Origin of the sequence: Achromobacter sp. Marseille-Q4962 (assembly GCF_943737005.1) — a bacterium.
Classification (GTDB): domain Bacteria; phylum Pseudomonadota; class Gammaproteobacteria; order Burkholderiales; family Burkholderiaceae_B; genus Achromobacter.
Map to the genome: position 1 here is coordinate 148,213 of NZ_CALSFU010000003.1, position 25,844 is coordinate 174,056.

Sequence of the window (25,844 nt, forward strand, 5' to 3'; positions counted from 1 at the left end):
TTCAGGGCCGGCCGCCCAGGTAGGCCAGCACGCCGCGCGCCGCGGCGCGGCCGCTGGCCAGGCAGGCGGTAAGCAGATAGCCGCCGGTGGGCGCCTCCCAATCCAACATTTCGCCCGCGCAGAATACGCCCGGGGCCTGGCGCAGCATCTGCCCCTCGTCCAGCGCCTCGAACCTCACGCCCCCCGCCGTGCTGATGGCCTCGTCCATGGGCCGGGGCCGCAGCAGGCGCAAGGGCAGCGCCTTGATGCGCAGCGCCAGCCGCGCCGGATCGCGGAAGTCCTCCGCCGGGACGCACTCGCGCAACAGTCCCGCCTTCACCCCCGCGATGCCGAGACGGCTCTGCAAATGGCTGGACATGGAGCGCGCGCCGCGCGGATGCGTCAACGCCGCGGTCACCCTTTCCTGGCTCCAATCGGGAGCCAGGTCCAGCCATGCGATGGCGCTGCCCCGCGCCTCGATCTCGTCGCGCAGCGCCGCGGCGCACGTATAGACCAGGCTGCCTTCCACCCCCGCTTCGGTCACGACGAATTCGCCCTGGCGGGCCGGGCCGGAACCGCAGGCCAGCGCCACGGTCTTCACCGGCTGGCCCGCATGCCGCTGGCGGAAATGCGCCGACCAGTCCGCGTCGAAGCCGCAATTGGCAGCCCGCAGCGGCGCGACGTCGATGCCCCTGTCCCGCAGCTCAGGCACCCAGGCCCCGTCCGACCCCAGGCGCGCCCAGCTTCCGCCACCCAGCGCCAGCACTACCGCGTCGGCCTGCACGGCGCGCTCGCCCTGCGGGCCGGCGAAGCGCAGTCCGGCCGGCCCGGCGGCCGCGCGCCAGCCCAGCCAGCGATGCCTCATGTGGAACACCGCCCCGCTTGCACGCAGGCGCGCCAGCCATGCCCGCAGCAGCGGAGCCGCTTTCATTTCGCGCGGAAACACGCGGCCGGACGAACCCACGAAAGTGTCGATGCCCAGGCCGTGGGACCACGCGCGCACGTCGGCCGCGCCGAAGGCTTCGAGCCAGGGCGCGATCCGGGGCGCGCGGTTTCCGTACCGCGAGAGAAAGGGCGCGGCCGGCTCGCTGTGCGTCAGGTTCAGGCCTCCCCGCCCGGCCAGGAGAAATTTGCGCCCCGCCGACGGCATGGCGTCGTAGACCTCGACCCGCAAGCCCTGTTCCAGCAGGGTTTGCGCGGCCATCAGGCCGGCGGGGCCCGCCCCCACGACCGCCACGCGGCGGCCGGCCGGGCTCATGGGTGGCCCGCCGGCGGCGGGACGACGAAAGAAGGCATGGAGCGTAGACTCGATAAGAAACGAAGGCGGCCGTCCGCGGGCACGGGCCGGCGGGGCCGCATTGTCTCACAGGCCGCGCGGCGCCCCCTGGGCAATCCCTGAGCAGCGCCCACAAGTCATTGTTTCAAAACAGGGTTTTGAGTATGCGCAACGGCTGTCCCAAGGTTTGTCCACAGCTGCTGTGGGCAACCGGGTCAACGCCGGTCGGCCGCCTGCATCGGGCCCTGCCAGGGCTCGGCATCGAGCTGCAGGCGCAATTCCTGGTAAGCGCCATCCACGGCGACGGAGCCCAGCAGCCCGCCCTGCAGCGCCTGGCCCAGCGCGCGCCGGCACAGCGTTTCGGGGTCGTCGGCCAGGGACTGGAACACGCCGTCGGGCACGCGCAGGCGCAGCAGCGCGTGCGGATCGCCGTGCTCGGCCGGGCGGCCGATATGGACATGGGCCGGATAGCCATGGGGGCACCAGAGCGCCACGTGGTAGCGGCCCTGCGCGCCGGTATCGGCGACGTAGCCGGGATGATCGTATTTCGCGGTACCCATGGACTCTCCTCTCAGACGGCCAGCGCGAGCCGCGGGCCGAGCCTCATGGTAGCGCAGGCGCAGCGGATCAGCGATCCCCGCCGGCCCGCCGGAAGACTCCGCCGGAGCGGCCATGAAGAGATGCCGGGGCCGGGCCCGCGGGCGTCGCGGGATCCCGGGCGCGCCAATCCGGGGCAGGCAGGAGAACAGGCCGTCCGGGGCGCCGCCGAACAGCGGGATCGAGCCCGCGCCGGCCGCGGCCAGGGCGAAGAAGCCCCCGCCATGGTCACGTTCTTCAGCAATTCGGTGACATTGCCCCGATGGGCGTCGCAGCCCGCGACGAGGCACCATAGCCCCGGCAGGACGCTTGCCGTGCCGGCCGCTGGCCATGTCCGCGATAGAGTAGCCGGCAACCCCGCCGCGCGATATCGCACGGCGCGGCGCCCCCGGAACGCCGAAGGCGCAGCGGCTATGAGGCAATGCTGGGAATGGCCGGCGATGGCCGGATGCCATTGGGGAGAATCCGGCCGACGCCGGCGATGCGCAAACCGGCGTGGTGCTTTGGGAAGAGAAGAAGGCGCCGTGGACACGGCGCCTGGAAGATGGTTGCGGGGGCAGGATTTGAACCTACGACCTTCGGGTTATGAGCCCGACGAGCTGCCAGACTGCTCCACCCCGCGTCTGATGTGTGAATCATACATCATTTTGAAATCTTGTGCATTGCACCGAACCGTTCGCGCCATGCCTGCGCCGCACGGCGGCGCAGGAAATCGCGTAGCCGGACGCCGAGGCGGACCAGCGGCGCGCCGGGCACGACGCAGACCAGTTCGGCCCGCGTCAGCGCGGTTACGGCGGCCAGGCCGCCATATGCCAGCACGTGGGATTCGCCGGCGTTCAGGCGCACGGCCCAGGCATATCCGGGATACGCGGGCGATTCGCGCGCGTGCGCGGGCTCCGAGACGTCTACGCTGCCCTCCAGGCAGACCACGCAGGCGCCCGGCCCCAGCAGGAGTTGCAGGCTGGCGCCCCGCGGGATTTCGAAAGGCCGCCCAGCGGCGGCCCGGGATATGGTCGGCATGGCCTGCTCCTTGGTTCAGGACTCCAGGCTACGCACTTGCTGTCATGCGCAACAGCCACACAATCCCGGTTTCTGTACCGTATCAGGCACTATCCGCATATCCTGTTATGGTGTACTTTCCGCCGAACTGTGTCTGGCCCCTCTTCCCCCAGGAACGCATGATCGACACATGGACCCGCAACCGCTCTACCTACGCCTGGCCAATCACTACCGTCGCGCCATCCAGAGCGGCGTACTGGCGCCCCAGCAGCGCATGCCTTCGGTGCGGGCGCTGGTGCGCACCCATCGGGTCAGCCTGTCGACGGCGCTGCAGGCCTGCCGCCAGCTCGAAGACGACGGGCTGATCGAAGCCCGGCCCCGCTCCGGTTATTTCGTGCTGCCGGCGCGCAAGCGCAGCATGCCGCCGGTGCCCGAACCCGACATCCGCCAGACGCTGGGCGCCGCCCAGTACGTGGGCATCCATGACCGCGTGTCGGATTTCGTGGCCAAGTGCGAAGCGCATCCGGTCAGCGCGAATTTCGCGCTGGCCGCGGCTACGCCCGACGCCTATCCGGCCGAGGCGCTGCGGCAGGCCATGAGCCGCGCGCTGCGCCGGGAGCCCGAAGTGCTCGTGAGCCGCGTGCCGGCCCAGGGCCACCCGGCGCTGCGCGCCGTCCTGGCGCGGCGCGCACTGGAAAACGGCATCAACGCGGTGCCGGACGACGTCATCGTCACTCACGGCTGTATCGAGGCGCTGAACCTGGCGCTGCGCGCCGTGGCCCGGCCGGGAGACACCATCGCGGTCGAGTCGCCCACCTACTTCGGCCTGCTGCAGATCCTGGAAAGCCTGGGCATGCGCGCCCTGGAAATTCCCACCAGCCCCCAGCACGGCCTGTCCATCGAGGCGCTGGACCTGGCTTTCCAGACGCACGGCAACATCCGCGCCGTGGTCACGGTGCCCAACTTCCAGAATCCGCTGGGTTGCGTCATGCCGGACGCCGAAAAGGCCCGGCTGGTGGCGCTGTGCGAGCGGCAGCAGGTGCCGCTCATCGAGGACGACACCTACGGCGCGCTGACCGACGACGATGTGCCGCTGGCGGCGGCCAAATCCTGGGACCGCACGGGCAACGTCATCTACTGCGCCTCCATGCACAAGACGCTGGCGCCCGGCATGCGGCTGGGCTGGCTGCTGGGCGGGCGCTGGAAGGCGCGCATCGCCATGCTGAAGTTCGCGCAGAGCCGGCCCAACGAGCCTCTGGCGCAGATCGCCGTGGCCGACTTCATGGGTACGCGCGCCTACGACCGGCACCTGGCTCGCCTGCGCCGGACGCTGAAAGCGCAGCGCGAACAGACCGCCGAGGCCATCGCGGCGCATTTCCCCGCCGGCACGCGCCTGAGTCTGCCGCGCGGCGGCATGCTGCTGTGGGTCGAGCTGCCTCACGGCCGCGACGGCGCCGACGTGTTCGAAGCAGCGTTGCGCCAGGGCATCCGGGTCGCGCCGGGGGCCATGTTCTCCAACGGCCCGCGCTACGACCACTTCCTGCGCATCAGCTGCGGCGAACGCCACACCCCCGAGGCCGCGCTCGCCCTGAAGACGCTCGGCCGCATCGTGGAAGGCCGGCCATGAACGCCCCGCTTGACCGGTTCATCGATGCCTACGGTCTCTGGGCCGTCTTCGGCGGCACCCTGCTCGAAGGCGAAAGCGTGGTGGTCTTCTCGGGCTTCCTGGCGCACCAGGGCCTGCTGCGCCTGCCCTATGTGATGCTGTGTGCGTTCGCCGGTTCTTTCCTGGCCGACCAGGCGCTCTTTCACCTGGGCCGCCGCTGGCGGAACCACCGCTACGTGCGGCGCGCCCGCGAAAAACCGGCTTTCGGACGCGCGCTCGCGCTGATCGACCGCTATCCGCACGGCTTCATCCTGTCGCTGCGGTTCCTGTATGGGCTGCGCACCGTGGGACCGATCGCGCTGGGAGTCTCGCGGGTGCCGGCCGGGCGCTACCTGGCGCTCAATGCGCTGGCCGCCGCGATCTGGGCCGTGTGCTTCAGCCTGCTGGGCTACGCCTTCGGACAGACCATAGAAACCCTGCTCGGCCGCCTGCACGGCGTGGAAACCAAGCTCGCCGTGGCCGCCGGGCTGGGCGGGGCGATCTGGCTCGGATACTGGCTGTTTGCGCGGCGCCGCCGCTGAGGAACCGGCGGGTCAGACCACCAGCCTGCCGCTGGCCCGCAGCACGTGGCGGCGCCGGGCATTGCGGTACCAGCGCCCCAGCAGGGGCAGAAAAGCCAGCCGGCGCAAGACCGGATGGCGCTGGTCGAAATCGTGCCAGGCCTTGAACCCGTGGCCCAGGCGATCCCAGCTTTCGCGCGCCTCCGGCGTCAGCTTGCCCGGATCGAACGACGCCAGCTTCGCCGCTTCCGACACGCGCCGCCCCGGCCCGACGCCCCTTTCCGATCGATACTGATTCCGCATAGGGGGCGCATATTAACGCGCAACGCGCGCCCCGTGGCGCTTCGCGCCCGGCGCCTTATTTGAGCGCGGCCAGCACGAGATCGCGCACGCTTTCGAAGCCCGCCACGTACTGCGGGTTTTCCGAACGGGCAAGCAGGTCGGAGTAGTTCTGCTCGAGCTGGGCCTCGATGGCCTCGCGCAGGCCCGGCGAGTTGCGGGCCACGCGCAGCATGGACGACAAGACCGCGTTAAGCGCATCGATGCGTCCGCCCTGGTGAGAAATGGTGTGCACGATAACGGCAATCTGTTCCTGGGTATCCATAAGAGCCTCCTGGCAATCTCATCGCCGCGCATCCTAGCATGGCGCATTTCCGGGTTGGCAGGGTCCGCCGGGCGCGCTAGCATGGAATCGCCGTGCGCGGAAACGGCGCCGCCGGATTGCCGCCACCCACCGGAGAGCGTCCATGAAAACCCTCCGCAATTATGTTCCGCCCGACGCCCGCGCGCTGCAAAGCCTGCAGGCGCGCCTGGGCTACAGCGATGCGCGCATGGGCGAGCTGGCCGGCCTCGACGAGGCCACGCCCTGGCCCAGCTACACGGGCGGCCCCGAACCGCGCGCGCTGGGGCGCCAGCGCCTCTTCTATCTGGCCGCGCGGCTTTCGCTCGACGAAACCCAATGGCAGCGCGTGCTGCAGGCCATGCGCGACATCGGCGCCCGCTTCGACTATGACGACCCCGGCCAGGCCGCCGCCGACGCGCCGGCTCCCGCCCCCACGCCCGACGAAGACCGCCAGTTCGGCATCCTGCTGGTCAGCCGCAACGGCGCGTTCCACGAAATGGAGCAATTGCGCGAGTTCGCCCACTGGGCGCACGAATTCGGGGTGGACCGGCACGTGCACAGCGCCTTCTACGACAGCGACATCGACCTCTGCCGCTTCGTGCTGGCCGACGCGCCCGGGCTGGACGAAGCCAGCCGGGACCGGGTCTTCGACGCGGCCTTCAAGACCATCACGCGCTTCGAATTCGACGGCCGCATCTACCGGGGCGGCATCCCGCCGGAATCCGACGGGTAGGGGCCCTGCCCCTTGCCCGCTGCCCGCCGCGCGAGCCTCCTCGAAGGGGCGGCGCGCATTGACGCGGGCGGGCGCGGCCTGTACCTTCGGCCATCGGCACGGACAGGCCCATATCGCCCATGAACGAAAGACTGGACGCCATCGACCGCAAGCTCCTGAGCCTGCTGCAGGCCAATGCCCGCGAGCCGGCGGCCATCCTGGCGCGCAAGCTGGGACTGGCGCGCAGCACGGTGGTGGCGCGCATCGCCCGGCTGGAGCGCGAGCACGTGGTGGCGGGCTATGGCGTGCGCCTGGGCCGCCGCCTCGAGGACGCGGCCGTCCGCGCGTACTGTTTCATCAGCGTGCTGCCCAAGATGCCCGCGGCGGTCATCCGGGAGCTGGAGAAGATGCCCGAGGTGGAAGAAGTGTCGTCGGTGAGCGGCCCATACGACTACCTGATCTTCCTGCGCTGCGAAACGCACGAACAGCTGGATGCGCTGCTGGACCGCATCGGCCTGATCGACGGCGTCAAGCAGACGCAGACCTCCATCGTGCTGAGCCGCAAGATCGATCGCCGCGGCGCCGTGAACGCCGCTTAGGGGGCGCCGACGCGGCTTGGGATCCGGCGTTTTGCGGCGGGCCGGCAGCGTGTTGTAATTCTGCCCGTGAACGTTTCTGGATTTCCCATGATCGCCCGACTCGCCCCCGTTTTCGTCGTCTTTGCGCTGGCCGGCTGCGCCAGCATGAGCAGCGTCACCGCCGTGAACAAGGACCGTTATCAGGTCACGCACAGCTCGGGCGCGGAGTGGATGACCTGGGTCGAACTCAAGAACCAGGCCCTGAAACGCGCCGAGCAGTACTGCCAGGAAGACGGCCGCAAGCTGGTCAAGCCCGAGATCACCTCCAATCACGCCACCGGCCTCACGCCCAAGCGCGCCACCGTCACGTTCCAGTGCGAAGCGGTGCAGCCGCCCAAGCAGCCGGCATCCTGACCGCCGCGCGGTGTAGCATAGCCCTGTCCGCCCGGCGCGATGGCGCGCCGGGTTTTTCCGGCCGCGGGCCGCGCCCGGGCGCCAGCCCTCCCCTCGGGGCGGCGGCCGGCGGCGCGGCGCGGCGGGCTTTCTCTCTGTAGCCGTCCCGTATCGTGACCTCTTCCCTGCCTGTGGGCATCACCATGGGCGATGCCGCCGGCATCGGCCCCGAAATCGTCGTCAAGGCCTACGCCCAGGGCCTGCAAGCCCCGTGCGTAGTGTATGGAGACGCGGGCGCGCTGCGCCGCGCCGCCGAAACCCTGGGCGCACGGCTGGAAATCGCCGAAATCGCCAACGTGGGCCAGGCCCGCTGCCGGGCCGGCAGCCTCGAGGTGATCGCCTGCGGGCCGGCGCTGCCGGCCGACCTGCCCATGGGAAGAATCAGCGCGGCCGCGGGCCGGGGCGCCTACGACTACGTCTGCGCCGCCATCGACGACGCCGCCGCGGGACGGATCCGGGCCATCGTGACCGCGCCGCTCAACAAGAAATCCATGCACGAGGCGGGCGTCGACTACCCCGGGCACACCGAAATCCTGGCCGACCGCACCGGCACACGCGATTTCGCGATGATGCTGGCCAACGACGAGCTGCGCGTGCTGCTGGTGACCATCCACGTGGCGCTGGCCGACGTCATGGCGCGCATCACCCCCGAGGCCGAACTGACGGCCATGCGCCTGGCCGACCGCGCCTGTCGGCAGATGGGCATCGTGCGGCCGCGCGTGGCGGTGGCGGGCCTGAATCCGCATGCGGGCGAAGGCGGCAAGTTCGGCCGCGAAGACATGGACATCATCGCCCCGGCCGTCGCGCGCGCGCGCGCAGAGGGGCTGGACGCCAGCGGCCCGTGGCCGGGCGACACGGTGTTCATGCGCGCCCGCCGCGGCGAATTCGACATCGTGGTTGCGCAGTACCACGACCAGGGCCTCATCCCGGTCAAGTACCTGGGCCTGGACCACGGCGTGAACGTCACCGTCGGCCTGCCCTTCGTGCGCACCAGCGTGGACCACGGCACCGCCTTCGACATCGCGGGCAAGGGCGTGGCCGACCCGGCCTCGCTCATCGCCGCCTTCGATCTCGCGCTGGCCATGACGCCCGCCTAGAGCCGGGGGACAAGGCGGGGCGGGCCCGGAGCCGCAGCGACTACAATACGCCCCGGTTTCCGGCGCGCCGTGCCGCGGCGCGCCTTTTCATTTCGCCCTTCTCCTTTCCATGCAACGCCTCGCCCGCCTCCTGCCCGACCGCTTCACGCTCTATCTCGTCTGCACCGTCATCATCGCCAGCATCCTGCCTGCCCACGGACAGGGCGTGCGGGTGTTCAGCTGGATCACCAACGTCGCGGTGGGGCTGCTGTTCTTCCTGCACGGCGCGCGCCTGTCGCGCGAGGCCGTTATCGCGGGTCTGACGCACTGGCGGCTGCACCTGACGATTTTCTCGGCCACCTTTCTCATGTTCCCGGCGCTGGGGCTGGCGCTCAAGCCGGTGCTCGAACCGCTGGTCACGCCCGGGCTGTACCTGGGCGTCCTGTTCCTGTGCTGCCTGCCGGCGACGGTGCAATCGGCGATCGCCTTCACGTCGATGGCGCGCGGCAACGTCCCGGCGGCGGTGTGCAGCGCCTCGGCGTCGAGCCTGCTCGGCATTTTCGTCACGCCGCTGCTGGTGGGCACGGTGGTGGCCAATGCCGGCAGCGCGCCGATTTCCTTCGACGCGGTGGGCAAGATCATGCTGCAGCTGCTGCTGCCCTTCGTGCTGGGCCAGTTCATGCGCCGCTGGATCGGCGCCTGGGTGCACCGGCGCAAGGCCATGCTCAAGATCGTCGACCAGGGCTCCATCCTGCTGGTGGTGTACACGGCATTCTCGGAAGCCATCAACGAAGGCTTGTGGCACAACACGCCGATTCCCGCCCTGGCCGGCCTGGTGGCCTGCTGCATCGTGATCCTCGCCCTGGCGCTGGGACTGTCGGCGCTGGCGGGCAAGGTACTGGGGTTCAACGTGGAAGACCGCATCACCCTGCTCTTCTGCGGTTCCAAGAAGAGCCTGGCCAGCGGCATACCCATGGCGCAGGTGCTGTTCGCGGGCCATGCGGTGGGCGCCATCGTGCTGCCGCTGATGCTGTTCCACCAGATCCAGCTCATGGTCTGCGGCGTGCTGGCCGGGCGCTTCGCGCAGCGCCCGGAGCACGCGCACTGACGCGGCGCGCGCGGCCCCGCCCGGGGCCGCCCGGCGGGCTCAGTACTGCGGCGCGGCGGTGAAGTTCAGGAAGCGGGTGCTGGAGCCCTGGAAGGTCAGGCGCACCGTGCCGATGGGGCCGTTGCGCTGCTTGCCGATGATGATCTCGGCGGTGCCCTTGTCCGGCGAATCGGGGTTGTACACCTCGTCGCGGTAGATGAACAGGATCACGTCGGCATCCTGCTCAATGGCGCCCGATTCGCGCAGGTCGCTCATCACGGGCCGCTTGTTGGGGCGCTGTTCCAGGCTGCGGTTGAGCTGCGAAAGCGCGATCAGGGGGCAGTTCAGTTCCTTGGCGAGACCCTTGAGCGAGCGGCTGATCTCCGACACTTCGGTGGCGCGGTTCTCGCCCGAACCGTTGCCCGACATGAGCTGCAGGTAGTCGATGATGATGAGCCCGAGCTGGCCGCACTGGCGCGCCAGGCGCCGGGCGCGGGCGCGCACTTCCATGGGGCTGAGCGCGGGCGTTTCGTCGATGTAGACCTGCGCGTCCTGCATGAGCTGCACGGCGTGCGTCACGCGCGGCCAGTCTTCGGCGATCAGCTTGCCGGTGCGCATGCGGTGCTGGTCGAGCAGGCCGACCGAACCCAGCATGCGCATGGCGAGTTGCACCGCCCCCATTTCCATGGAAAAAACCGCCACGGGCAGGCCCTGCTCGATGGCCACGTGCTCGCCAATGTTCATGGAGAACGAGGTCTTGCCCATGGAGGGACGGCCCGCCACGATGATGAGGTCGCCGCCCTGCAGGCCCGAGGTCATCTTGTCGAGGTCGGTGAAGCCCGTGGGCACGCCGGTCACGTCGGAATTGCCTTCGCGGTGGTAAAGCTCGTCGATGCGCTCCACCACCTGGGTGAGCAGGGGCTGGATCTCCTGGAAGCCGGCCGAGCCGCGCGCGCCCTCCTGGGCGATCTGGAACACCTTGGATTCGGCTTCGTCCAGCAGCTGGCGGGCTTCCTTGCCCTGCGGATTCATGGCCGCGGCGGAGATCTCGTCGGCGATGGACACCAGCTTGCGCAGCATGGCGCGCTCGCGCACGATCTCGCCATAGCGGCGGATGTTGGCGGCCGAGGGCGTGTTGTGCGCCAGCGCATTCAGATAGGCCAGGCCGCCGGCCTCTTCGGCCTTGCCGGCGCTGACCAGCGATTCATTGACGGTAATGACGTCGGCGGGCCGCGCCAGCCCGATCAGGCGGGCGATGTGGTGCCAGATCAGGCGGTGGTCGTGCCGGTAGAAGTCTTCTTCGACCAGCACGTCGGCGATACGGTCCCAGGCGGCGTTGTCGAGCAGCAGTCCACCGAGGACCGACTGTTCCGCTTCGATCGAATGAGGAGGAACGCGCAGGTATTCGAGCTGGGGATCGGCAGGAGTGGTCATGGCTTCGTCAATAAGGGCCGCAGGATGTCCGCGAGCCGGAAAAAACCCTGGATATCGCGAGAACGCACGCGGCCCACGACGGGCCGCAGCGCCGACGCCGCGACAGCGACCAGGCGCGCCATGCGTCTGAGACGGCTGCGCAACGCCGGATCGGGATTGTGTTCGAAATAGACTTCAAGCGCCAGTTTACCCAGGGCGCGCGCGCTGTCGTCGGGCAGGGCCCGCAGGGACGCCAGCGAGGCCAGCAGCTGGAACAGGTCGTATGCCTGGGCCAGCGGCCGCGACAGCGCCGATCCGATGTTTTCCTCGAAATCGATGCGCCACAGCTCGCCGTCGCGCAGGGTGACGTTGCGGATCTGCGCGCCGCCGTGCCACAGCCCGCGCAGGTGGAAGGCGGCGAGGTCGGCGGCCGCCGCGCGGGCCAGGGCCTCGCGCTCGGCCTCCTCGCCGTTGCGGATGAGATCGGCCAGGTCGTCGCCCACGAATTCGAGCACCAGCAGGTTGCGCTGCTGCCACCACACTTCCGGGACGCGGCAGCCGGCCTCCAGCAGCCGGGCCAGCCGCTCGGCCTCGTGCGCCAGGCCGTTGCGCAGCAGCACGCCCGGGCGCGGGAATTCGCCCAGCGCGAGCTTGCAGCCCACGCCCAGCGCCAGCGCGCGCAGGTAGCGCAGCACATAGCCCGCGCCGCGCGCCAGGCTGGGGCGGCGGCGTTTGACGATGCACCGCACGCCGTCGATCTTCACATCCCGCACCGAAGGCTCACGCGCGGAATCCTGCTGGTCGAGCCAGGCTCGCAATCCTGGCGGCGCGTTGCGATGTGCGGGCGGGGTCAAGAAGTTCCTCTGTGTGCGTAACGGCGTTTGAAAGAAATCCGCAAAGACTATTACCGTCCCGCGAAAAACGCAAAGCGCGCGCCCGGGCGATCCGCCGGGCAAAGAAAAAAAGCCGGCGCAAGGCCGGCTTCTTCAGCGTGAAGCGCCGATCAGGCCAGGTCGCCTTCGACCACGACGGTGATGTCGGAAACGACGTCAGCGTGCAGGGCGACTTGGACCGGGTACTCGCCGATGGCCTTGAGGTGGCCGGCCGGCAGGCGGACCTGGGCCTTCTCGACGGTTTCGAAACCGGCCTTGCGCAGGGCTTCGGCGATGTCGGCATTGGTGACCGAGCCGAACAGGCGGCCGTCCACGCCTGCCTTCTGGACGATCTTGACCTGCTGGCCGTTCAGGCGCTCGCCCACCGCTTGGGCGGCGGCCAGCTTCTCGGCCTGGATCTTTTCCAGTTCGGCGCGGCGGGCTTCGAATTCCTTCAGGGCGGCGTCGGTCGCGCGACGGGCCTTTTTCTGAGGAATCAGGAAGTTGCGGGCATAGCCATCGCGCACGCGCACGACTTCGCCCAGGTTGCCCAGGTTGACGACTTTTTCGAGCAGAATAACTTGCATTTCAGTGCCCCGGATCAGTTGTGGTTATCGGTGTAAGGCAACAGGGCCAGGAAGCGCGCGCGCTTGATGGCGGTGTCCAGCTGGCGCTGGTAGATAGCCTTGGTGCCGGTCAGGCGAGCCGGGATGATCTTGCCGTTTTCTTGCACGAAGTCGCGCAGGGTGTCCAGATCCTTGTAGTCGATCTCTTCGACGCCGGCGGCGGTGAAGCGGCAGAACTTGCGGCGCTTGAAGAGCGGGTTCTGCTGCGTGAATTTGCGTTTTTCCTTGCGTTTTCCGAAGAAAGCCATGATATGTGCCTCTTTGTTTGAGAGGAGCCGTTCTACCCTTTGCAGGGGCCAGACTCCGTAACCTATCCGTTTTCAGAAGGCGCCTTCGCGCCCGTGCCTGTTCCGTTCATGCCACCAGCGGGTCGCCGCCTGCGCTGCCTCCGGTCTTGCGCACCCGCTGCATGTGCAGCTTGAGCTTGACCGAGTCCTTGCGGACGGGAGCCAGAAAGCCTTCGACCTGCAGCTCGGTGCCCAGCGCCGTGTTGGCCAGCATCCGCGCCAAATCGCCCAGGGCCACTGCGCCTATGGTCAGCTCGACGCGGCGCGGCAGGCCCGCCTCGACGATTTCCGACTCATGCGCCAGCACCATTTCGAGGGCCGGCAGGCCGGCCGGCGTATGGCGCAAAGGCTCGCATTCGAGGACGCGGGCGCTGAGCTCCAGCTTGTTCATCGTGCCTGGCGCCGCGGAGACGTGACGGAACGGGCTCTTGCGAGCGCTTACTCGGCGGCCTGGGCCGTGGCGGCTTCCGCCGAAGCCTTGCGGGCTTCTTCACGCTCGACCGACTTCATCATGATCGAGGGAGCGGTGGGCGCCTTCTTGGTCTTGATGACCAGGTGGCGCAGCACGGCGTCGTTGTAGCGGAACGAATGCTCGAGCTCATCGAGGGTGGCCTGGCCGCACTCGATGTTCATGCACACGTAGTGCGCCTTGACGAGCTTCTGGATCGGGTAGGCCAGTTGACGGCGGCCCCAGTCTTCCAGGCGGTGCACCGAGCCGCCCTGGCCGGTGACGAGCGCCTGGTAACGCTCGACCATGGCGGGCACTTGCTCGCTCTGGTCGGGGTGAACGATAAACACTACTTCGTAGTGACGCATGCGTAAAACTCCTTGTGGATGTCTTGCAGGCCGCACGCGCCGCCCGGACATCCGGGCCCGACATGCGCCGCAAGGGGCAGCCCGTCGCTCGAAAAAGGCGGCCCGATTCCGTAGATGGATGGGCGCAATTCTCGGGCGATCGAGCAAGAAAGCTCTCGATTATCGCCGAACGCGCGCTTGGGCGCAAGTCGCCGCCCTCCCCGATGAAATGGGGACGTGGCGCCTGGCTCCCGGAGCCAGGCCGCGCGGGGATACGCCCTGCCCCGCCTAGCCTTCGACGACGGCGTAGGCCGAGTGGTTGTGGATGGACTCGAAATTCTCGGCCTCGACGCGGTAGCGCGCCACGCCGGGATGCGCATTCAGGCGGGCCGCGACGTCGCGCACCAGGTCTTCGACGAACTTGGGGTTGTCGTAGGCGCGCTCGGTGACGAACTTCTCGTCGGGCCGCTTGAGCAGGCCCCAGAGCTCGCAGGAGCCCTCGTCCTCGATGAGGCGGATGAGGCTGTCCATGCCGACCTCGTCGCCCAGCACCGCCGACACCGTGACGTGCGAGCGCTGGTTGTGCGCGCCGTACTCGGAAATGGCCTTGGAACACGGGCAGAGGCTGGTGACGGGCACCTGCACCACCATTTCGAACTCCACGTGCCCGGCCTGGGCGCGGGCGATCCATTGCACTTCGTAGTCCATCAGGCTCTGCACGCCGGAAATCGGCGCGGACTTGTTGATGAAGTACGGGAAGGCGGCGGTGATGTCGCCGCGCTCGGCGTGCAGCAGCGGCAGCATGTCGGCGGCCATGGCGCGGAACAGCGCCGGCGTCATGGGCGTACTGCGGTATTTTTCGAGCAGCGCCACGAAACGCGACATGTGGGTGCCCTTTTCTTCGGGGGGCAGCGCCACGGTGAGGGTCCAGTTGGCCACCGTGGCCTGCGCCGCGCCATCGGCGGCCTCGACCAGCATGGGGTGGCGCACGCCACGGATGCCCACGCGCTGGATCGGGATGTGCCGCGTGTCCGCCGAGCTCTGGACGTCGGGCATCACGATGGCGGGATCGATCGGAGAATTCATTTCGGCTTACCTGTCTCGGCGCGGCGGCGGGAGGATGCGCCCCGCGCCAGCCCAGTTGACACAATATGGAAGGGCGTCATTATCGCCCATCCTGCTTTTTCCGCCCGGGAAAACCCTTTCATCCGTAGGCCAGCCCGGGAGAACAGAGCGTTTCACGGACGTTGCCAATGCGTGCCAATGCCGCCCGGCCCCGCCGGCATCAGCCCAGCAGCGCGCCGTAGCGGGCGCGTATGGACTTCTCGATGCCGGCCGCGTCCAGGCCCAGCCCCGCCAGCAGCGCCGACTGCTCGCCGTGGTCGATGAACTCGTCCGGATAGCCCAGTTGCAGCACGGGAACCTGCACGCCGGCCGCGCTCAGGACTTCGAGCACGGCGCTGCCCGCCCCGCCCATGATGGCGGCGTCTTCCAGGGTGACCAGGGCGTCGTGGCGGCCGGCAAGGTCCAGGATGAGTTCGCGGTCGATGGGCTTGACGAAACGCATGTCGGCCACCGTGGCGCCCAGCGCCTCGGCGGCCTGCAGGGCGGGCTGCAGCAGCGTGCCGAAGGCCAGCACGGCGATTTTCGCGCCTTCGCGGCGCACCACTCCCCGGCCCAGCGGCGCCGTCTCCAGGCCGTCCGACTCCGGCGCGCCGCGGCCCGCGCCGCGCGGATAGCGCACCGATGCCGGGCCGGGATGCTCGTAACAGGTGGAAAGCAGCAGGCGGGTTTCGTTCTCGTCGGAAGGCGTGGCCACCACCATGTTGGGCACGCAGCGCAGGAAGGCGATGTCGTAGTTGCCCGCGTGCGTGGCGCCGTCGGCGCCCACGATGCCGGCGCGGTCCAGGGCGAAGGTCACGTCGAGGTTCTGCAGCGCCACGTCGTGAATGAACTGGTCGTAGCCGCGCTGCAGGAAGGTGGAATAGATGGCCACCACCGGCTTCTGCGCCTCGCAGGCCAGCCCGGCGGCGAAGGTGACGGCGTGCTGCTCGGCGATGCCCACGTCGAAGTAGCGCATCGGAAACCGCTGCTCGAACTCGACCAGGCCGCTGCCCTCGCGCATGGCGGGCGTGATGGCCACCAGGCGCGGGTCTTTCTCGGCCATGTCGCACACCCACTTGCCGAAGACCTGCGTGAAGGTGCGCTTGCCCGGCACCTTGGCCTGCTGGATGCCCACGGCGGGATCGAACTTGCCCGGGCCGTGATAGAGCACGGGGTCGGCCTCGGCCAGCTTGTAGCCCTGCCCCTTGCGCGTCACCACGTGCAGAAACTGCAGCCCTTGCAGGGCCTTGAGGTTCTGCAGCGTGGGCACCAGCGCGTCGAGATCGTGGCCGTCGATGGGACCCACGTAGTTGAAGCCGAATTCCTCGAACAGCGTGGCCGGCGTGACCATGCCCTTGGCGTGCTCCTCGAAGCGGCGGGCCAGCTCCAGCACGGGCGGCACGTGCTGCAGCACGGCGCGGCCCACGTTCTTGGCGGCCGCGTAAAAGCGCCCGGACATGAGCCGCGCGAGATAGCGGTTGAGCGCGCCCACCGGCGGCGAGATCGACATGTCGTTGTCGTTCAGGATCACCAGCAGGTTGATGCCCGGCGTGACGCCCGCGTTGTTCATGGCCTCGAACGCCATGCCGGCCGACATGGCGCCGTCGCCGATGACGGCAATGTGCTGGCGCTGCACGCCGGCATTGCGCGAGGCCACGGCCATGCCCAGCGCCGCCGAGATCGAGGTGGACGAATGCGCCGTGCCGAAGGCGTCGTACTCGGACTCGCTGCGCTTGGGAAAGCCCGAGATGCCGCCCTGCTGGCGCAGCCGGGCCATGCCGGCGCGGCGGCCGGTGAGGATCTTGTGCGGATAGGACTGGTGGCCCACGTCCCAGACCAGCCGGTCGTGCGGCGTGTCGAAAACGTGGTGCAGCGCCAGCGTGAGCTCCACCGTACCCAGGTTGGACGACAGATGCCCGCCGGTCCTGGACACGGACTCCAGCACGAAGCCGCGCAGCTCGTCGGCGAGTTTCTTCAGCTCGCGACGGTCCAGTCCCTTGAGGTCGGCCGGGGATTGAATGCGGTCCAGTAGGTCTGTCGTCATGCTAACTATGGTTTTCGTTGGCCCGTCGCCGCCGCGGCGGCCGGGCGGGTCGCGGTTCAGCGGTCCCGCAGAACAATGAAATCGGCAAGCTGCGCGAGCCTCGAGCCGGCCTCGCCCAGCGGCTCCAGCGCGGCCAGCGCCGCGCCACGCAGCTCCTGGGCGAAGGCGCGCGCCTCGTCCAGGCCCAGCAGGGAAACATAGGTGGGCTTGTTGCCGGCGGCATCCTTGCCGGGCGTCTTGCCCAGGCTGGCGCTGTCGGCCGTGACGTCGAGAATATCGTCCACCACCTGGAACGCCAGCCCGATGGCCTGCGCGTAGGCGTCCAGCGCCTGGCGCGCCGCCGAGCTCGCGCCCGCCACGATGCCGCCCAGCGCCACGCTGCAGGCCAGCATGGCGCCGGTCTTCATGCTGTGCATGGTCTGCAGCTCGTCGCGCGACAGGCTGCGGCCCACGCTGCAGAGGTCGATGGCCTGGCCGCCCGCCATGCCCAGGCTGCCCGAGGCGCGGGCCAGCGCCTGCGTGGCCTGGACGATGAGCGCCGGCGCGATCGGCATGGACGCCAGCCATTCGAACGCGAGGGGCTGCAGGGCGTCGCCCGCCAGCATGGCGGTAGCTTCGTCGAACTGCACATGCACCGTGGGACGGCCGCGCCGCAGCACGTCGTCGTCCATGCACGGCAAGTCGTCGTGCACCAGCGAATAGGCGTGTATCAGTTCCACCGCCGCGGCGGCGCGGTCCAGCGAGGCCTCGATGGCCAGCACGCTGCCGCTGACGGGGCAGGCCTGCCCCGCGGCGTACACCAGCGCGGCCCGCACGCGCTTGCCGGGACCGAGCACGGCATAGCGCATGGCCTCGTGCAGGCGGACGGGAGGCGCGTCGGCGGCCGGCATGAGCTCGTCCAGCACGTCTTCGACGTGCCGGGCGCGCGCGTGCAGCCACTCGGGGAAAGCGAGTTGAATTTGCTTCATCCGGTTGTTATTCGTCATCCAGCGCCGACGGGTCGAGCGGGCGCAGCAAATCGCCTTCCAGCACCTTCACCTGCTGCTCGGCCTGCGCCAGGCGCTCCTGGCAGATACGGGTCAGCTCCACGCCGCGCCGGTAGGCGGCCAGCGACTGCTCCAGCGGCAGCGAGCCGTCTTCCATGGCCGCCACCAGCGCTTCGAGCTCGGCCAGCGCCGTTTCGAAATCCTGGGGCAAGGGGCGGTCGCCGTGCTGCGTGTCGGCTTGCGGGGATTGGGCCAAGCGGATCTCCAGGAGCTAGAGGGTGGATCAATCCGTGAATTGTACGAGATCGGCAACCCGGCCCGCGATGCGCCTTGCGCATTATGCGCGGCGGGCATCCAGGCGGGCCACGGCCTCGCGCAGCGACCGCGCCACGCGCGAACGCAGCTCGGCCTCGGGCAACAGGCTCTCGGGGCCGCCGCAGCTCATCACGAACACGCCCTCTCCCGTCAGGGACACGAACGGGACGGCTGCCGCATTGATGCCCGGCTGCCACTGGCCGATGGCGAAGCAGCAGCCCTGGGCGGCCAGCTCGGCGCGGGCGCGCTCCATGGCCTGCGGGGCGGGCGCGCCCTGCGGCGCGCGCGCCAGGACGGCGTCGCACGCGTGCCGGGGCAGGCTGGCGAGATAGGCCAGCCCCATGGCGCTGTCCAGGCTGGCGCGATACCCCACCGGCAGCCGCAGGTACAGCGCCGAGGAGCCGTGGACCGCTTCCACGTAGGTCATGGCGTCGCCGTCGAAGGCCCCCAGCGCCACCGCGGCCCCGGTGGCCGCGGCCAGTTCGTTCATGGACGATTTCGCCAGCTCGCGCACCTCCAGGCCCGCCAGCAGGCCATAACCCAGCGCCAGCACGCCGTAGCCCGGCGAATATTTGCCCGTGTCGCCGTGATAGCGCAGATAACCCAGCTCCGTAAGCGTGTAGGTAATGCGGCTGATGGTGGGCTTGGGCAGGCCGGTAAGACGGGCCAGGTCCAGATTGCCCAGCGCGCCCGCGCCATGCCGGAAGCAGCGCAGCACGTCCAGCCCGCGCGCGAGCGCCGTAATGAAATCGGGCGACTGCGCGGGCGGCTGCGTGGCGGGCCCCGTCTTGCGCTTGCGGCGCGCGGGCTGGCTGGGCTCGGGCTGCTGGTCGGGCTTGAGCGCCGGAAGGCGGCCGGGCTTGCCGGCAGAAAAAGATTGCATTTCGGCTCGCTTCGTTTTTATATTTTATTCCGAATAACAAAATTAAATTCCATACATCGGAATTTAAACCAGGCTCGGCCAGGCTGGCAAGCCGGGAAAAGGCAGCCTGCCCGGAAAACCCACCCACTCCACGCGATTCCAAGGGGAAAACATGATTCGCACCGGACTCAAACTGCTCGCCACCCTGATGCTCAGCGCTGCCGCGCTCGGCGCCCAGGCCGACACCTACCCGTCGCGCCCCATCAAGGTGGTTTCGCCCTTTCCCGCCGGGGGCGCCACCGACGTGCTGACCCGCCTGCTGGCCGAGCGCATGGCCAAGAGCCTGGGCCAGGCCATGATCGTGGAAAACAAGGCCGGCGCGGGCACGTCCATCGGCGCGTCCTTCGTGTCGCGCGAGAAGCCCGACGGCTACACCATTCTCATGGCCACCAACTCCACCCTGGTCACCAACCGCTACCTGTACAAGGAACTGCCCTACGACCCGGACGGCTTCGCGCCCATCGGCATGGTGGGCATCGGCCCGCTGGTGCTGCTGTCCAGCCCCAAGCGGCCCTTCAACAGCACGCAGGAGCTGGTGGCGTATGCCAGGCAGCATCCGGGCAAGCTGACGTTCGCCACCTTCGGGCCCGGCACCTCGTCCCACCTGGCGGGCGAGCTCTTCAAGAAGCAGGCCGGCATCGACATCCTGCACGTGCCGTTCAAGGGCGCCACGCAGGCCCTGCCCGCCCTTATCAGCGGAGACGTGGACCTGTTCTTCGACATGGTGGCCACCGGCATGCCCCAGGCCGACGCGGGCAAGGTCAAGGTGTTCGGCATCACCAGCCCCACGCGGCTGCCCAGCGAGCCCAAGGTGGCGACGCTGGCCGAACAAGGCTACCCCGCTTTCGACATGACGGCCTGGTTCAGCTTCGTGGCGCCCCAGGGCACGCCCGCCTCCGTGCTGGCCAGGTTGCAGGGCGCCCTGGCCGACACGCTGCGCGACCCGGAGGTGGCCAAACGCATGCTCGACATGGGCATCGCCCCCAAGTCCGGTACGGCCGCGGAGCTGGAACAGCAGATCCGGAACGAAAAGCCGGTGGTGGAACAGCTTGTGAGGCAGGCTCATATCGTCCTGCAATAGGCCGGCCGCCCTGGTGACAAAACGTAGGCCGCCGCAGGCCGAACGCGGCGGCCTGCGGCGGCCGGTGATCGGGGTTAACCAGTATTAACGCCTCGATACAGCGTCCCCGCGCTCCCCGCTGATAAGGTGAAGACATGGCAGAACGCCCCAGGACGGGCGTTTTGCGCCACACGCGAGGAGCCATGCCGCAGGACACTGACCGCTACGACCGACTCGACGCCGCCCGCTGGCTGGCGGCCCTGGCCGTGGTGCTGCTGCACAGCGCCGCCCTCATCGTGAGCGAGCCGGCCGCCTACGGGCAAGGCGCATGGCTGGCCGCCAATCTCTATGACTCGGCCGCGCGCTGGTGCGTGCCGGTATTCGTGATGGTCAGCGGCGCCCTGCTGCTGGATCCGGCCAGGCCGCTGGATCCTCGCCGCTTCTACGCCCGCCGGGTGGCCCGCATCTGCGCCCCGCTGGTCTTCTGGTCCCTTTTCTATCTGGGCTGGCGCACGGCGCTGGACTGGTGGGACGACGGCGTCATCGACATCTCGTTCTGGCCCCGCAAGGTGGCGCAGGGCGAACCGTACTACCACCTCTGGTACCTGTACATGATCGTGGGGCTGTACCTGTTCGCCCCGCTGGTGCGGGCGCTCTATGCCCGCAGCGCGCCCCCGGCGCGCGCGCTGTGGGTGGTGGGCATCCTGGGCCTCGCCATCCTGGACGCCCTCTACCGGCAGGCCCTGCACGCGCCGGCGGGATTTTTCCTGACCTGGTTCCTGCCCTATCTGGGCTACTTCGTGGCGGGGCGTCTGATTTTCGATGGAGAGATGCGCATTCCGCGCCCCGGGCTGGTGCTGGCGCTGTCGGTGGCGGCCACCGCGCTGGGCGTGCACCTGCTGTCGAGCGCCCGGGGCCTCAATACGTACTTCTATGATTATTTCAGCGTCACCGTGCCGTTCATGTCGCTGGCGGCATTCCAATGCATCGTGTCCTCGCCCCGCCTGCCGCGGCTGCCGGCGCTCGCGCCCCTGACCTTCGGCGTCTATCTCATCCACCCCTTGTTTCTCGACGTGGCGAAGCGGGCCGGCGCCATGCAGGGCAAGCCGGGCGGCGCGTGGACCGTGCCCCTGGTGGCGGCGGCCGTGTTCGCGCTGTCCGCGCTCATTAGCTGGCTGCTGCGCCGGCATCCCGCGACGCGCCGGCTGGTGTAGCAAGCACGGCCGCGCAACGCGTTTTTTCCGGCGCATTTGCGCCAGCGCAATCCGCCGTCCGGCCGGTGACGCATGAGCGGGACAGGCCGCGGGCGCGGGTTGCAGGGTTGGGGTACAATCCCAGCCTTGTTTGATCGGCCAGACCGATTTTTCTTCGCGCCAGAACGGAACCGCCCGGCAGAAAGCATGCCGGCAGCTCAGCCGTCCTGGCTTTTTTATCCGAGCGGAGGGAATCATGACCGACATTGGTCGGATGGCACACGTCGTGCCAGCTCGCACCCAGCTCCCCGTCAGCGCCTATTTTGACGAAGCCCTCTTTGCCCGCGAGCAAGAACTCATTTTCAAGCAATCCTCGCTATACGTCGGCCACCAGAAGCTGGTGCCCGAAATCGGGGATTGGCGTACCTTGGTCCAGGAAAACGGAGGGCGTGTGCTGGTTCGCAACCAGCAAGGCGTCGAACTCATCTCAAATGTCTGCCGCCACCGCCAGGCGCTCATGCTCGGCGGCGAAACCGGCAACGTGGGCGGCAACTGCAACACGCACGGCACGCTGAAGGCCACCGGCGGCAACATCGTATGCCCGCTGCACCGCTGGACGTACAACGCCCAGGGCGAGCTGCTGGGCGCGCCCCAATTCGAAAGCACGCCCTGCATGAACCTGCAGCGCTACCGCCTGCGCGATTGCCACGGCCTGCTGTTCGAGGGCCCGCGCGACCCGGCGGCCGACATGGCGCCGCTGTTCTCGCGGCCGGAATTCGATTTCGGCGATTACGTGCTCGATCACGTGGAGGTGCACCAGTGCAACTACAACTGGAAGACCTTCATCGAGGTCTACCTCGAGGACTACCATGTGGGGCCCTTCCATCCGGGCCTGGGGCGCTTCGTCACCTGCGACGACCTGAGCTGGGAGTTCAACGATTGGTACAGCCTGCAGCGCGTGGGCGTGCACAACGCGCTGGCCCAGCCCGGATCGGACGTGTACAAGCAGTGGCATGACCGCCTGCTGGCCTTCCGCGAAGGCGAGACGCCGGACTTCGGCGCAGTGTGGGTCACGTACTTCCCCACCCACATGATCGAGCTGTATCCGCACGTCCTGGTGCTGTCCACGCTGTATCCGAAGAGCCCCCAGGAAACCGTGAACGTGGTGGAGTTCTACTACCCCGAGGAAATCGTGGCCTTCGAGCGCGAGTTCGTCGAGGCGCAGCGCGCCGCCTACATGGAAACGGCCATCGAGGACGACGAGATCGCCGAGCGCATGGATGCCGGCCGCAAGGCCCTGATGCAGCGCGGCGTAAACGAAACCGGCCCGTACCAGTCGCCCATGGAAGACGGCATGCAGCACTTTCACGAGTGGTACCGCCGCATCATGGGGGACGTATAGCCCGCCCGTCGTCCCGGCGCCCCGGACAGCCCCCCCGTCGGGGCCCATGCGAAACCCGCCCCCTGCTCGCGCAGGCTGGCGGGTTTCTTTTTTGCGGCGCGGCGGCCGCGATCAGCGCCCGGCTGCTTCGGCGACGGCGCGCTCGCCGATGGCCAGGCCGACCGTCATCCCGACGCCGCTGTGCATCACCGCCACCGTGGTGCGCTCGTCGGCCCGCAACACCGAGAAAGGCGCGGGGCCGTGCGCCCCGTACACGCCCTGCCAGCGCTCCACCACGCGCAGACGGGCGCCCAGGGTCTGCGAGGCCAGGTCGAGCAGCGCGTCGTCCACCGCTTCGTCGTTGAACGGCAGCGCGTCCTGCCCGTAATGGTGCGAGTCCCCGATGATGAGTTCGCCGTAGGGCGTGGGGCTGATAAGCAGGTGGATGCCGTTCTCGAGCAGCATGGGCGTGCGGGCCTGGATCACCTCGCGCAGCGCGCGCGCCGAGGACAGGTCGGAAAACGCGCCGTAGTGCACGCAGGACAGGCCCGTGAGCAGCGGCCGGTCCAACGCCACCGGGCGCGTTTCGAACGCCGCGCGCAGCATCTGCAGCCGGGCCACTTCCAGGCTCAGCGGCGCGAAAAGCCCGGGCAGCACGGTCAGGTAATCGTGGCCGGGGCACACGAACACGTGCGAGCCCTGGAACTCCCCGGCGCTGGTTTCCACCCGGCCCTGCGCCGCCGCGCGCGCCAGCGTGCCGGTGACGAACCGCACGCCCAGCGACTCGGCCAGGTAGCGCGTGATGGCCGGCAGCGCCTCGCGGGAATAGATCTGCAGGTCGTCCTGGCCGCGCAGGGCCGCGCAATGGTGCGCGAGCCGGCCGTCATACAGCCCCCCCAGCTCGCGGGCAGACAGCAGCTCGGCGCGGTAGCCTTCCTGCCGCAGGCGCGTTTCGGCGAACTCCGCCAGCACGTCGGCCTCCTCCGCGCAGCGCGCCAGCACCAGACTGCCGTTGGCGCGCACGTGGAACCCCGCGTCTTTGGCGAGTTCCAGCCACAGCTCGCGGGTCTGCTGCGCATGCGAAAGCATGAGGCCCGGCGCCTGGCCCGTCACGATCACCTGGCCGAAATTGCGGATCGTGGCGCCATGCGCCTGCCGGCTGCGCTCGATCACGGCAACCGAAAGGCCACGGCGCGCCGCCGCCCAGGCGTGCGCGATGCCCAGCATGCCTGCGCCCACCACGATTACGTCAAAAGTCTTCATTTCGCACTTCATCGATACGCACGGAAAATCCCGGCCGCCGGGGGCGGCCGGGGCGGACATCACTTCTTCTTCGGCTCGGACTTGCCGTCGTAGCGGCGCGTCCATTCGGCGATGATGCGGTCGCGGTTGGCGGCGGCCCAGGCGAAATCGTTGTCGATCATGCGCTTCTCCAGGTCGGCCGGCAGGTTCGGGTTGGCCGTGGCCACCGAGGGAATCGCCAGCACCGCGAAGTTGGTCTTGTAGAGCTCGTTGGCTGCGCGGCTGGCGGAAAAGTCGGCCAGCTTGCGCGCCGCGTCGAGATGCCTGGTGCCCTTGACGATGGCGGTCGCCTCCACTTCCCAGCCCAGGCCCTCGGACGGAAACACGGCTTCCACCGGCGCGCCGTCGGCCTTGAGTTTGGCGGCGCGGTAATCGAACGAGACGCCGATCGGGAACTCCCCGGCCGCCGCCATGTTGCAGGGCTTGGAGCCCGAATGCGTGTAGGCGCCGATGTTCTTGTGCAGCGCGTCCATGTAGGCCCAGCCCTTGTCCTCGCCGAACAGCTGCAGCCAGGCGCTGACGTCCAGGAAGCCGGTGCCCGACGATGCCGGATTCGGCATCACGATCTTGCCCGCGTACACCGGCTTGGCCAGGTCTTCCCAGGAAGCGGGCCTGGGCAGCTTCTGCTTTTCCGCCTCGACCGTGTTGAAGCAGATGGCCGCGGCAAAAGCGTCCATGCCGACCCAGGCCGGCTCGGCCTTGGCGTCGCGCATCTTGGGCGAAATCTGCTCCAGCCCCTTGGGCGCGTAAGGCAGCAGCATGCCCTCCTTTTCCATCAGGCCGAGCGAGGTGCCCGCCAGCCCCCAGATCACGTCGGCCTTGGGGTTGTTCTTTTCCGCCAGCAGCTTGGCGGTGATGATGCCGGTGGAGTCGCGCACCCACTGGATCTTGATGTCGGGATGGGCCTTCTCGAACGCGGCCTGGTAGGCCTTGATCTGGTCCGCCTCCAGGGCGGTGTAGACCGTCAGCGTGGTGGCGGCGGCAGCGGTGTTCGTCAGGCCGGCCAGCGCGGCGGCCAGGGCAAGCAGCTTGTAGCGTTTCATGGATGAAAACTCCGTGGGTGAGCGGAAAACGGGACGCAGGAAACCGCCGGAACCGGCGGCGCGGGTTCCAGGAGATCGTGCGAAAACGGGTTGAGGGCTATCTTTCGATAGGCGATGCGGAAATCAGGGGCGCTTGCCCGCCGCGAGGCGTGCCTGCACGTCGGCAAGGGCAGCCGGCAGATCGGCCACCGTGTCGATCAGGTAATGCGGCCCCGCCGGAGACAGTTCGCGGCGCGCGCGCTCGCGGGCCTGCTGGCGGCCCGCCTCGTCCAGCTTCAGGTACTCGTCGAGCGCCAGCCCGGCGGCGTTGCCCGACAGCAGCAGGCCCACGGTCCACATGCCGGCGCGCCGCCCTTCCTCGATGCCGGGCGCGGTGTCGTCGACCTTGACGCAGCCGGCCACGTCCGAGATGCCCAGCTCGACGACATTCTTCAAGGCCATGGCCGGGGCCGGACGGGCGCGCGGCACGTCGTCGCTGGCGACGATGCAGTCCGGCTCCAGCCCTTCGGCCGCGGCGCGCTCGACCACACGGCGCATCACGCTGGACGGGTAGCCGGAGCACGAGCCTATCTTCAGGCCCTGCCGGCGCAGCGCGCGCAGCAGCTCCGCCGCGCCGGGAATGGCCGCCGAATACTGGGCCACTTTCTCGAGCTGCATGGGCAGAAAGCGCTCGTAGATGGCGGTCACGTCGTCGTCCGTGGGCAGGCGGCCGAAGCGGGCCTCGTACTGGTTCGCGATGGCGGGCTCGTCGCACAGGGCGCGGATGTGGTCCCACTTGCCCACGCCCATGGGGCCGCGGGCCTGTTCGAGACTCACCTCCATGCCGAACTGGGCGAAAGCGTCCACGAACACGCGGGTGGGCGCGAAAGAGCCGAAATCGACCAGGGTGCCGGCCCAGTCGAAAATCACCGCCTCCAGCTCGGCGGGCAATGGGGTAGCAGTCATGGATATCATCC

29 protein-coding genes and 1 tRNA gene are annotated in these 25,844 nt (G+C 68.8%); 10 read left to right on the forward strand and 20 right to left on the reverse strand.

Annotated elements, in window-relative coordinates; all coding sequences use genetic code 11:
• Position 1: 1 nt before the first annotated feature.
• The 4 genes from NGJ44_RS03625 to NGJ44_RS03640 all read right to left on the reverse strand — a co-directional run bounded on the left by NGJ44_RS03625 (position 2) and on the right by NGJ44_RS03640 (position 2,872).
• Positions 2-1,237: a TIGR03862 family flavoprotein gene (locus NGJ44_RS03625; RefSeq protein ID WP_251863135.1), complete on the reverse strand. Its 1,236-nt coding sequence runs from the start codon at positions 1,235-1,237 to the stop codon at positions 2-4.
• A gap of 233 nt (positions 1,238-1,470) precedes the next feature.
• On the reverse strand, positions 1,471-1,815 hold the full coding sequence (locus NGJ44_RS03630; RefSeq protein ID WP_053245008.1) for a hypothetical protein: 345 nt from the start codon (positions 1,813-1,815) through the stop codon (positions 1,471-1,473).
• A gap of 582 nt (positions 1,816-2,397) precedes the next feature.
• Positions 2,398-2,474, reverse strand: a tRNA-Met gene (locus NGJ44_RS03635).
• Positions 2,475-2,494: 20 nt separating this feature from the next.
• The gene (locus NGJ44_RS03640; RefSeq protein ID WP_251863136.1) at positions 2,495-2,872 is read right to left on the reverse strand and encodes a hypothetical protein; all 378 of its coding nucleotides are present in this window, start codon (positions 2,870-2,872) and stop codon (positions 2,495-2,497) included.
• Between the two features lie 169 nt (positions 2,873-3,041).
• Here NGJ44_RS03640 and NGJ44_RS03645 point away from each other — a divergent pair, with 169 nt between their 5' ends.
• Positions 3,042-4,478 (forward strand): aminotransferase-like domain-containing protein, encoded by a 1,437-nt coding sequence (locus NGJ44_RS03645; protein WP_251863137.1) that lies wholly within the window; start codon positions 3,042-3,044, stop codon positions 4,476-4,478.
• Positions 4,475-5,038, forward strand: coding sequence for a DedA family protein (locus NGJ44_RS03650; protein WP_053245010.1), 564 nt, complete (start codon positions 4,475-4,477; stop codon positions 5,036-5,038). The genes NGJ44_RS03645 and NGJ44_RS03650 overlap by 4 nt, the downstream gene beginning before the upstream one ends.
• A 12-nt stretch (positions 5,039-5,050) precedes the next feature.
• Here NGJ44_RS03650 and NGJ44_RS03655 read toward each other — a convergent pair whose 3' ends face one another.
• A complete protein-coding gene (locus tag NGJ44_RS03655; protein ID WP_235489616.1) occupies positions 5,051-5,272 on the reverse strand; it encodes a hypothetical protein in 222 nt (73 codons plus the stop codon).
• A gap of 103 nt (positions 5,273-5,375) precedes the next feature.
• Complete coding sequence (locus tag NGJ44_RS03660; RefSeq protein ID WP_053245012.1) at positions 5,376-5,621, reverse strand: hypothetical protein; 246 nt, start codon at positions 5,619-5,621, stop codon at positions 5,376-5,378.
• A 142-nt stretch (positions 5,622-5,763) separates the two neighbouring features.
• Between NGJ44_RS03660 and NGJ44_RS03665 the strand changes: the two genes are divergently transcribed.
• The 5 genes from NGJ44_RS03665 (at position 5,764) to NGJ44_RS03685 (ending at position 9,566) form a co-directional block, all read left to right on the forward strand.
• Positions 5,764-6,372: a hypothetical protein gene (locus tag NGJ44_RS03665; RefSeq protein WP_053245013.1), complete on the forward strand. Its 609-nt coding sequence runs from the start codon at positions 5,764-5,766 to the stop codon at positions 6,370-6,372.
• A 119-nt stretch (positions 6,373-6,491) separates the two neighbouring features.
• Positions 6,492-6,950 carry an Lrp/AsnC family transcriptional regulator gene (locus tag NGJ44_RS03670; RefSeq protein WP_053245014.1) on the forward strand — a complete coding sequence of 153 codons (459 nt, stop codon included), beginning with the start codon at positions 6,492-6,494 and terminating at the stop codon, positions 6,948-6,950.
• 87 nt (positions 6,951-7,037) lie between these two features.
• Positions 7,038-7,343, forward strand: coding sequence for a hypothetical protein (locus NGJ44_RS03675; protein WP_053245015.1), 306 nt, complete (start codon positions 7,038-7,040; stop codon positions 7,341-7,343).
• A gap of 152 nt (positions 7,344-7,495) precedes the next feature.
• Entirely contained in the window at positions 7,496-8,479 is a 984-nt protein-coding gene (pdxA, locus tag NGJ44_RS03680) for a 4-hydroxythreonine-4-phosphate dehydrogenase PdxA (protein ID WP_251863138.1), read from the forward strand.
• Positions 8,480-8,588: 109 nt separating this feature from the next.
• On the forward strand, positions 8,589-9,566 hold the full coding sequence (locus NGJ44_RS03685) for a bile acid:sodium symporter family protein (protein WP_053245007.1): 978 nt from the start codon (positions 8,589-8,591) through the stop codon (positions 9,564-9,566).
• A 39-nt stretch (positions 9,567-9,605) separates the two neighbouring features.
• On the opposite strand, the gene NGJ44_RS03690 is transcribed toward NGJ44_RS03685, so the two are convergent.
• From NGJ44_RS03690 to NGJ44_RS03740, 11 genes are all read right to left on the reverse strand, one after another.
• Positions 9,606-10,979, reverse strand: coding sequence for a replicative DNA helicase (locus NGJ44_RS03690; protein WP_053245006.1), 1,374 nt, complete (start codon positions 10,977-10,979; stop codon positions 9,606-9,608).
• Positions 10,976-11,812: an RIO1 family regulatory kinase/ATPase domain-containing protein gene (locus NGJ44_RS03695; protein ID WP_251863139.1), complete on the reverse strand. Its 837-nt coding sequence runs from the start codon at positions 11,810-11,812 to the stop codon at positions 10,976-10,978. The genes NGJ44_RS03690 and NGJ44_RS03695 overlap by 4 nt, the downstream gene beginning before the upstream one ends.
• Before the next feature lie 149 nt (positions 11,813-11,961).
• A complete protein-coding gene (rplI, locus tag NGJ44_RS03700) occupies positions 11,962-12,417 on the reverse strand; it encodes a 50S ribosomal protein L9 (RefSeq protein WP_053245005.1) in 456 nt (151 codons plus the stop codon).
• A 14-nt stretch (positions 12,418-12,431) separates the two neighbouring features.
• On the reverse strand, positions 12,432-12,704 hold the full coding sequence (rpsR, locus tag NGJ44_RS03705; RefSeq protein WP_006218308.1) for a 30S ribosomal protein S18: 273 nt from the start codon (positions 12,702-12,704) through the stop codon (positions 12,432-12,434).
• Positions 12,705-12,810: 106 nt separating this feature from the next.
• Positions 12,811-13,134, reverse strand: a complete 324-nt coding sequence (gene priB / locus NGJ44_RS03710) for a primosomal replication protein N (RefSeq protein ID WP_053245004.1) — start codon at positions 13,132-13,134, stop codon at positions 12,811-12,813.
• A 47-nt stretch (positions 13,135-13,181) separates the two neighbouring features.
• Positions 13,182-13,559, reverse strand: a complete 378-nt coding sequence (gene rpsF / locus NGJ44_RS03715) for a 30S ribosomal protein S6 (RefSeq protein ID WP_053245003.1) — start codon at positions 13,557-13,559, stop codon at positions 13,182-13,184.
• 267 nt (positions 13,560-13,826) lie between these two features.
• Positions 13,827-14,624 (reverse strand): GTP cyclohydrolase FolE2, encoded by a 798-nt coding sequence (folE2, locus tag NGJ44_RS03720; RefSeq protein ID WP_053245002.1) that lies wholly within the window; start codon positions 14,622-14,624, stop codon positions 13,827-13,829.
• 199 nt (positions 14,625-14,823) lie between these two features.
• The gene (gene dxs / locus NGJ44_RS03725; RefSeq protein ID WP_053245001.1) at positions 14,824-16,686 is read right to left on the reverse strand and encodes a 1-deoxy-D-xylulose-5-phosphate synthase; all 1,863 of its coding nucleotides are present in this window, start codon (positions 16,684-16,686) and stop codon (positions 14,824-14,826) included.
• A 56-nt stretch (positions 16,687-16,742) separates the two neighbouring features.
• Positions 16,743-17,654 (reverse strand): polyprenyl synthetase family protein, encoded by a 912-nt coding sequence (locus NGJ44_RS03730; RefSeq protein WP_053245000.1) that lies wholly within the window; start codon positions 17,652-17,654, stop codon positions 16,743-16,745.
• Between the two features lie 7 nt (positions 17,655-17,661).
• A complete protein-coding gene (locus tag NGJ44_RS03735) occupies positions 17,662-17,928 on the reverse strand; it encodes an exodeoxyribonuclease VII small subunit (RefSeq protein ID WP_053244999.1) in 267 nt (88 codons plus the stop codon).
• Positions 17,929-18,009: 81 nt separating this feature from the next.
• A complete protein-coding gene (locus NGJ44_RS03740) occupies positions 18,010-18,870 on the reverse strand; it encodes an IclR family transcriptional regulator (protein WP_251863140.1) in 861 nt (286 codons plus the stop codon).
• A gap of 151 nt (positions 18,871-19,021) precedes the next feature.
• Here NGJ44_RS03740 and NGJ44_RS03745 point away from each other — a divergent pair, with 151 nt between their 5' ends.
• The 3 genes from NGJ44_RS03745 (at position 19,022) to NGJ44_RS03755 (ending at position 22,564) form a co-directional block, all read left to right on the forward strand.
• Positions 19,022-19,990 carry a Bug family tripartite tricarboxylate transporter substrate binding protein gene (locus NGJ44_RS03745; protein WP_251863141.1) on the forward strand — a complete coding sequence of 323 codons (969 nt, stop codon included), beginning with the start codon at positions 19,022-19,024 and terminating at the stop codon, positions 19,988-19,990.
• A 182-nt stretch (positions 19,991-20,172) separates the two neighbouring features.
• Positions 20,173-21,183: an acyltransferase gene (locus tag NGJ44_RS03750; protein ID WP_251863142.1), complete on the forward strand. Its 1,011-nt coding sequence runs from the start codon at positions 20,173-20,175 to the stop codon at positions 21,181-21,183.
• 235 nt (positions 21,184-21,418) lie between these two features.
• Entirely contained in the window at positions 21,419-22,564 is a 1,146-nt protein-coding gene (locus tag NGJ44_RS03755) for an aromatic ring-hydroxylating oxygenase subunit alpha (RefSeq protein WP_053245893.1), read from the forward strand.
• A gap of 111 nt (positions 22,565-22,675) precedes the next feature.
• Here NGJ44_RS03755 and NGJ44_RS03760 read toward each other — a convergent pair whose 3' ends face one another.
• The 3 genes from NGJ44_RS03760 to phnX all read right to left on the reverse strand — a co-directional run bounded on the left by NGJ44_RS03760 (position 22,676) and on the right by phnX (position 25,842).
• Positions 22,676-23,806, reverse strand: a complete 1,131-nt coding sequence (locus NGJ44_RS03760; protein WP_251863143.1) for a TIGR03364 family FAD-dependent oxidoreductase — start codon at positions 23,804-23,806, stop codon at positions 22,676-22,678.
• A 59-nt stretch (positions 23,807-23,865) separates the two neighbouring features.
• Complete coding sequence (locus tag NGJ44_RS03765; protein WP_053245894.1) at positions 23,866-24,888, reverse strand: putative 2-aminoethylphosphonate ABC transporter substrate-binding protein; 1,023 nt, start codon at positions 24,886-24,888, stop codon at positions 23,866-23,868.
• A 123-nt stretch (positions 24,889-25,011) separates the two neighbouring features.
• Positions 25,012-25,842 (reverse strand): phosphonoacetaldehyde hydrolase, encoded by an 831-nt coding sequence (gene phnX / locus NGJ44_RS03770; protein ID WP_251863144.1) that lies wholly within the window; start codon positions 25,840-25,842, stop codon positions 25,012-25,014.
• Between the last annotated feature and the right edge of the window lie 2 nt (positions 25,843-25,844).

What these genes read in the sequence shown, in the direction of transcription:
- NGJ44_RS03625 (WP_251863135.1), bottom strand. Translation starts at nt 1,237, where the DNA reads ATGAGCCCGGCCGGCCGCCGCGTGGCGGTCGTGGGGGCGGGCCCCGCC.
- NGJ44_RS03630 (WP_053245008.1), bottom strand. Translation starts at nt 1,815, where the DNA reads ATGGGTACCGCGAAATACGATCATCCCGGCTACGTCGCCGATACCGGC.
- NGJ44_RS03640 (WP_251863136.1), bottom strand. Translation starts at nt 2,872, where the DNA reads ATGCCGACCATATCCCGGGCCGCCGCTGGGCGGCCTTTCGAAATCCCG.
- NGJ44_RS03645 (WP_251863137.1), top strand. Translation starts at nt 3,042, where the DNA reads ATGGACCCGCAACCGCTCTACCTACGCCTGGCCAATCACTACCGTCGC.
- NGJ44_RS03650 (WP_053245010.1), top strand. Translation starts at nt 4,475, where the DNA reads ATGAACGCCCCGCTTGACCGGTTCATCGATGCCTACGGTCTCTGGGCC.
- NGJ44_RS03660 (WP_053245012.1), bottom strand. Translation starts at nt 5,621, where the DNA reads ATGGATACCCAGGAACAGATTGCCGTTATCGTGCACACCATTTCTCAC.
- NGJ44_RS03665 (WP_053245013.1), top strand. Translation starts at nt 5,764, where the DNA reads ATGAAAACCCTCCGCAATTATGTTCCGCCCGACGCCCGCGCGCTGCAA.
- NGJ44_RS03670 (WP_053245014.1), top strand. Translation starts at nt 6,492, where the DNA reads ATGAACGAAAGACTGGACGCCATCGACCGCAAGCTCCTGAGCCTGCTG.
- NGJ44_RS03675 (WP_053245015.1), top strand. Translation starts at nt 7,038, where the DNA reads ATGATCGCCCGACTCGCCCCCGTTTTCGTCGTCTTTGCGCTGGCCGGC.
- NGJ44_RS03685 (WP_053245007.1), top strand. Translation starts at nt 8,589, where the DNA reads ATGCAACGCCTCGCCCGCCTCCTGCCCGACCGCTTCACGCTCTATCTC.
- NGJ44_RS03690 (WP_053245006.1), bottom strand. Translation starts at nt 10,979, where the DNA reads ATGACCACTCCTGCCGATCCCCAGCTCGAATACCTGCGCGTTCCTCCT.
- rplI (WP_053245005.1), bottom strand. Translation starts at nt 12,417, where the DNA reads ATGCAAGTTATTCTGCTCGAAAAAGTCGTCAACCTGGGCAACCTGGGC.
- rpsR (WP_006218308.1), bottom strand. Translation starts at nt 12,704, where the DNA reads ATGGCTTTCTTCGGAAAACGCAAGGAAAAACGCAAATTCACGCAGCAG.
- priB (WP_053245004.1), bottom strand. Translation starts at nt 13,134, where the DNA reads ATGAACAAGCTGGAGCTCAGCGCCCGCGTCCTCGAATGCGAGCCTTTG.
- rpsF (WP_053245003.1), bottom strand. Translation starts at nt 13,559, where the DNA reads ATGCGTCACTACGAAGTAGTGTTTATCGTTCACCCCGACCAGAGCGAG.
- folE2 (WP_053245002.1), bottom strand. Translation starts at nt 14,624, where the DNA reads ATGAATTCTCCGATCGATCCCGCCATCGTGATGCCCGACGTCCAGAGC.
- dxs (WP_053245001.1), bottom strand. Translation starts at nt 16,686, where the DNA reads ATGACGACAGACCTACTGGACCGCATTCAATCCCCGGCCGACCTCAAG.
- NGJ44_RS03730 (WP_053245000.1), bottom strand. Translation starts at nt 17,654, where the DNA reads ATGAAGCAAATTCAACTCGCTTTCCCCGAGTGGCTGCACGCGCGCGCC.
- NGJ44_RS03740 (WP_251863140.1), bottom strand. Translation starts at nt 18,870, where the DNA reads ATGCAATCTTTTTCTGCCGGCAAGCCCGGCCGCCTTCCGGCGCTCAAG.
- NGJ44_RS03745 (WP_251863141.1), top strand. Translation starts at nt 19,022, where the DNA reads ATGATTCGCACCGGACTCAAACTGCTCGCCACCCTGATGCTCAGCGCT.
- NGJ44_RS03750 (WP_251863142.1), top strand. Translation starts at nt 20,173, where the DNA reads ATGCCGCAGGACACTGACCGCTACGACCGACTCGACGCCGCCCGCTGG.
- NGJ44_RS03755 (WP_053245893.1), top strand. Translation starts at nt 21,419, where the DNA reads ATGACCGACATTGGTCGGATGGCACACGTCGTGCCAGCTCGCACCCAG.
- NGJ44_RS03760 (WP_251863143.1), bottom strand. Translation starts at nt 23,806, where the DNA reads ATGAAGACTTTTGACGTAATCGTGGTGGGCGCAGGCATGCTGGGCATC.
- NGJ44_RS03765 (WP_053245894.1), bottom strand. Translation starts at nt 24,888, where the DNA reads ATGAAACGCTACAAGCTGCTTGCCCTGGCCGCCGCGCTGGCCGGCCTG.
- phnX (WP_251863144.1), bottom strand. Translation starts at nt 25,842, where the DNA reads ATGATATCCATGACTGCTACCCCATTGCCCGCCGAGCTGGAGGCGGTG.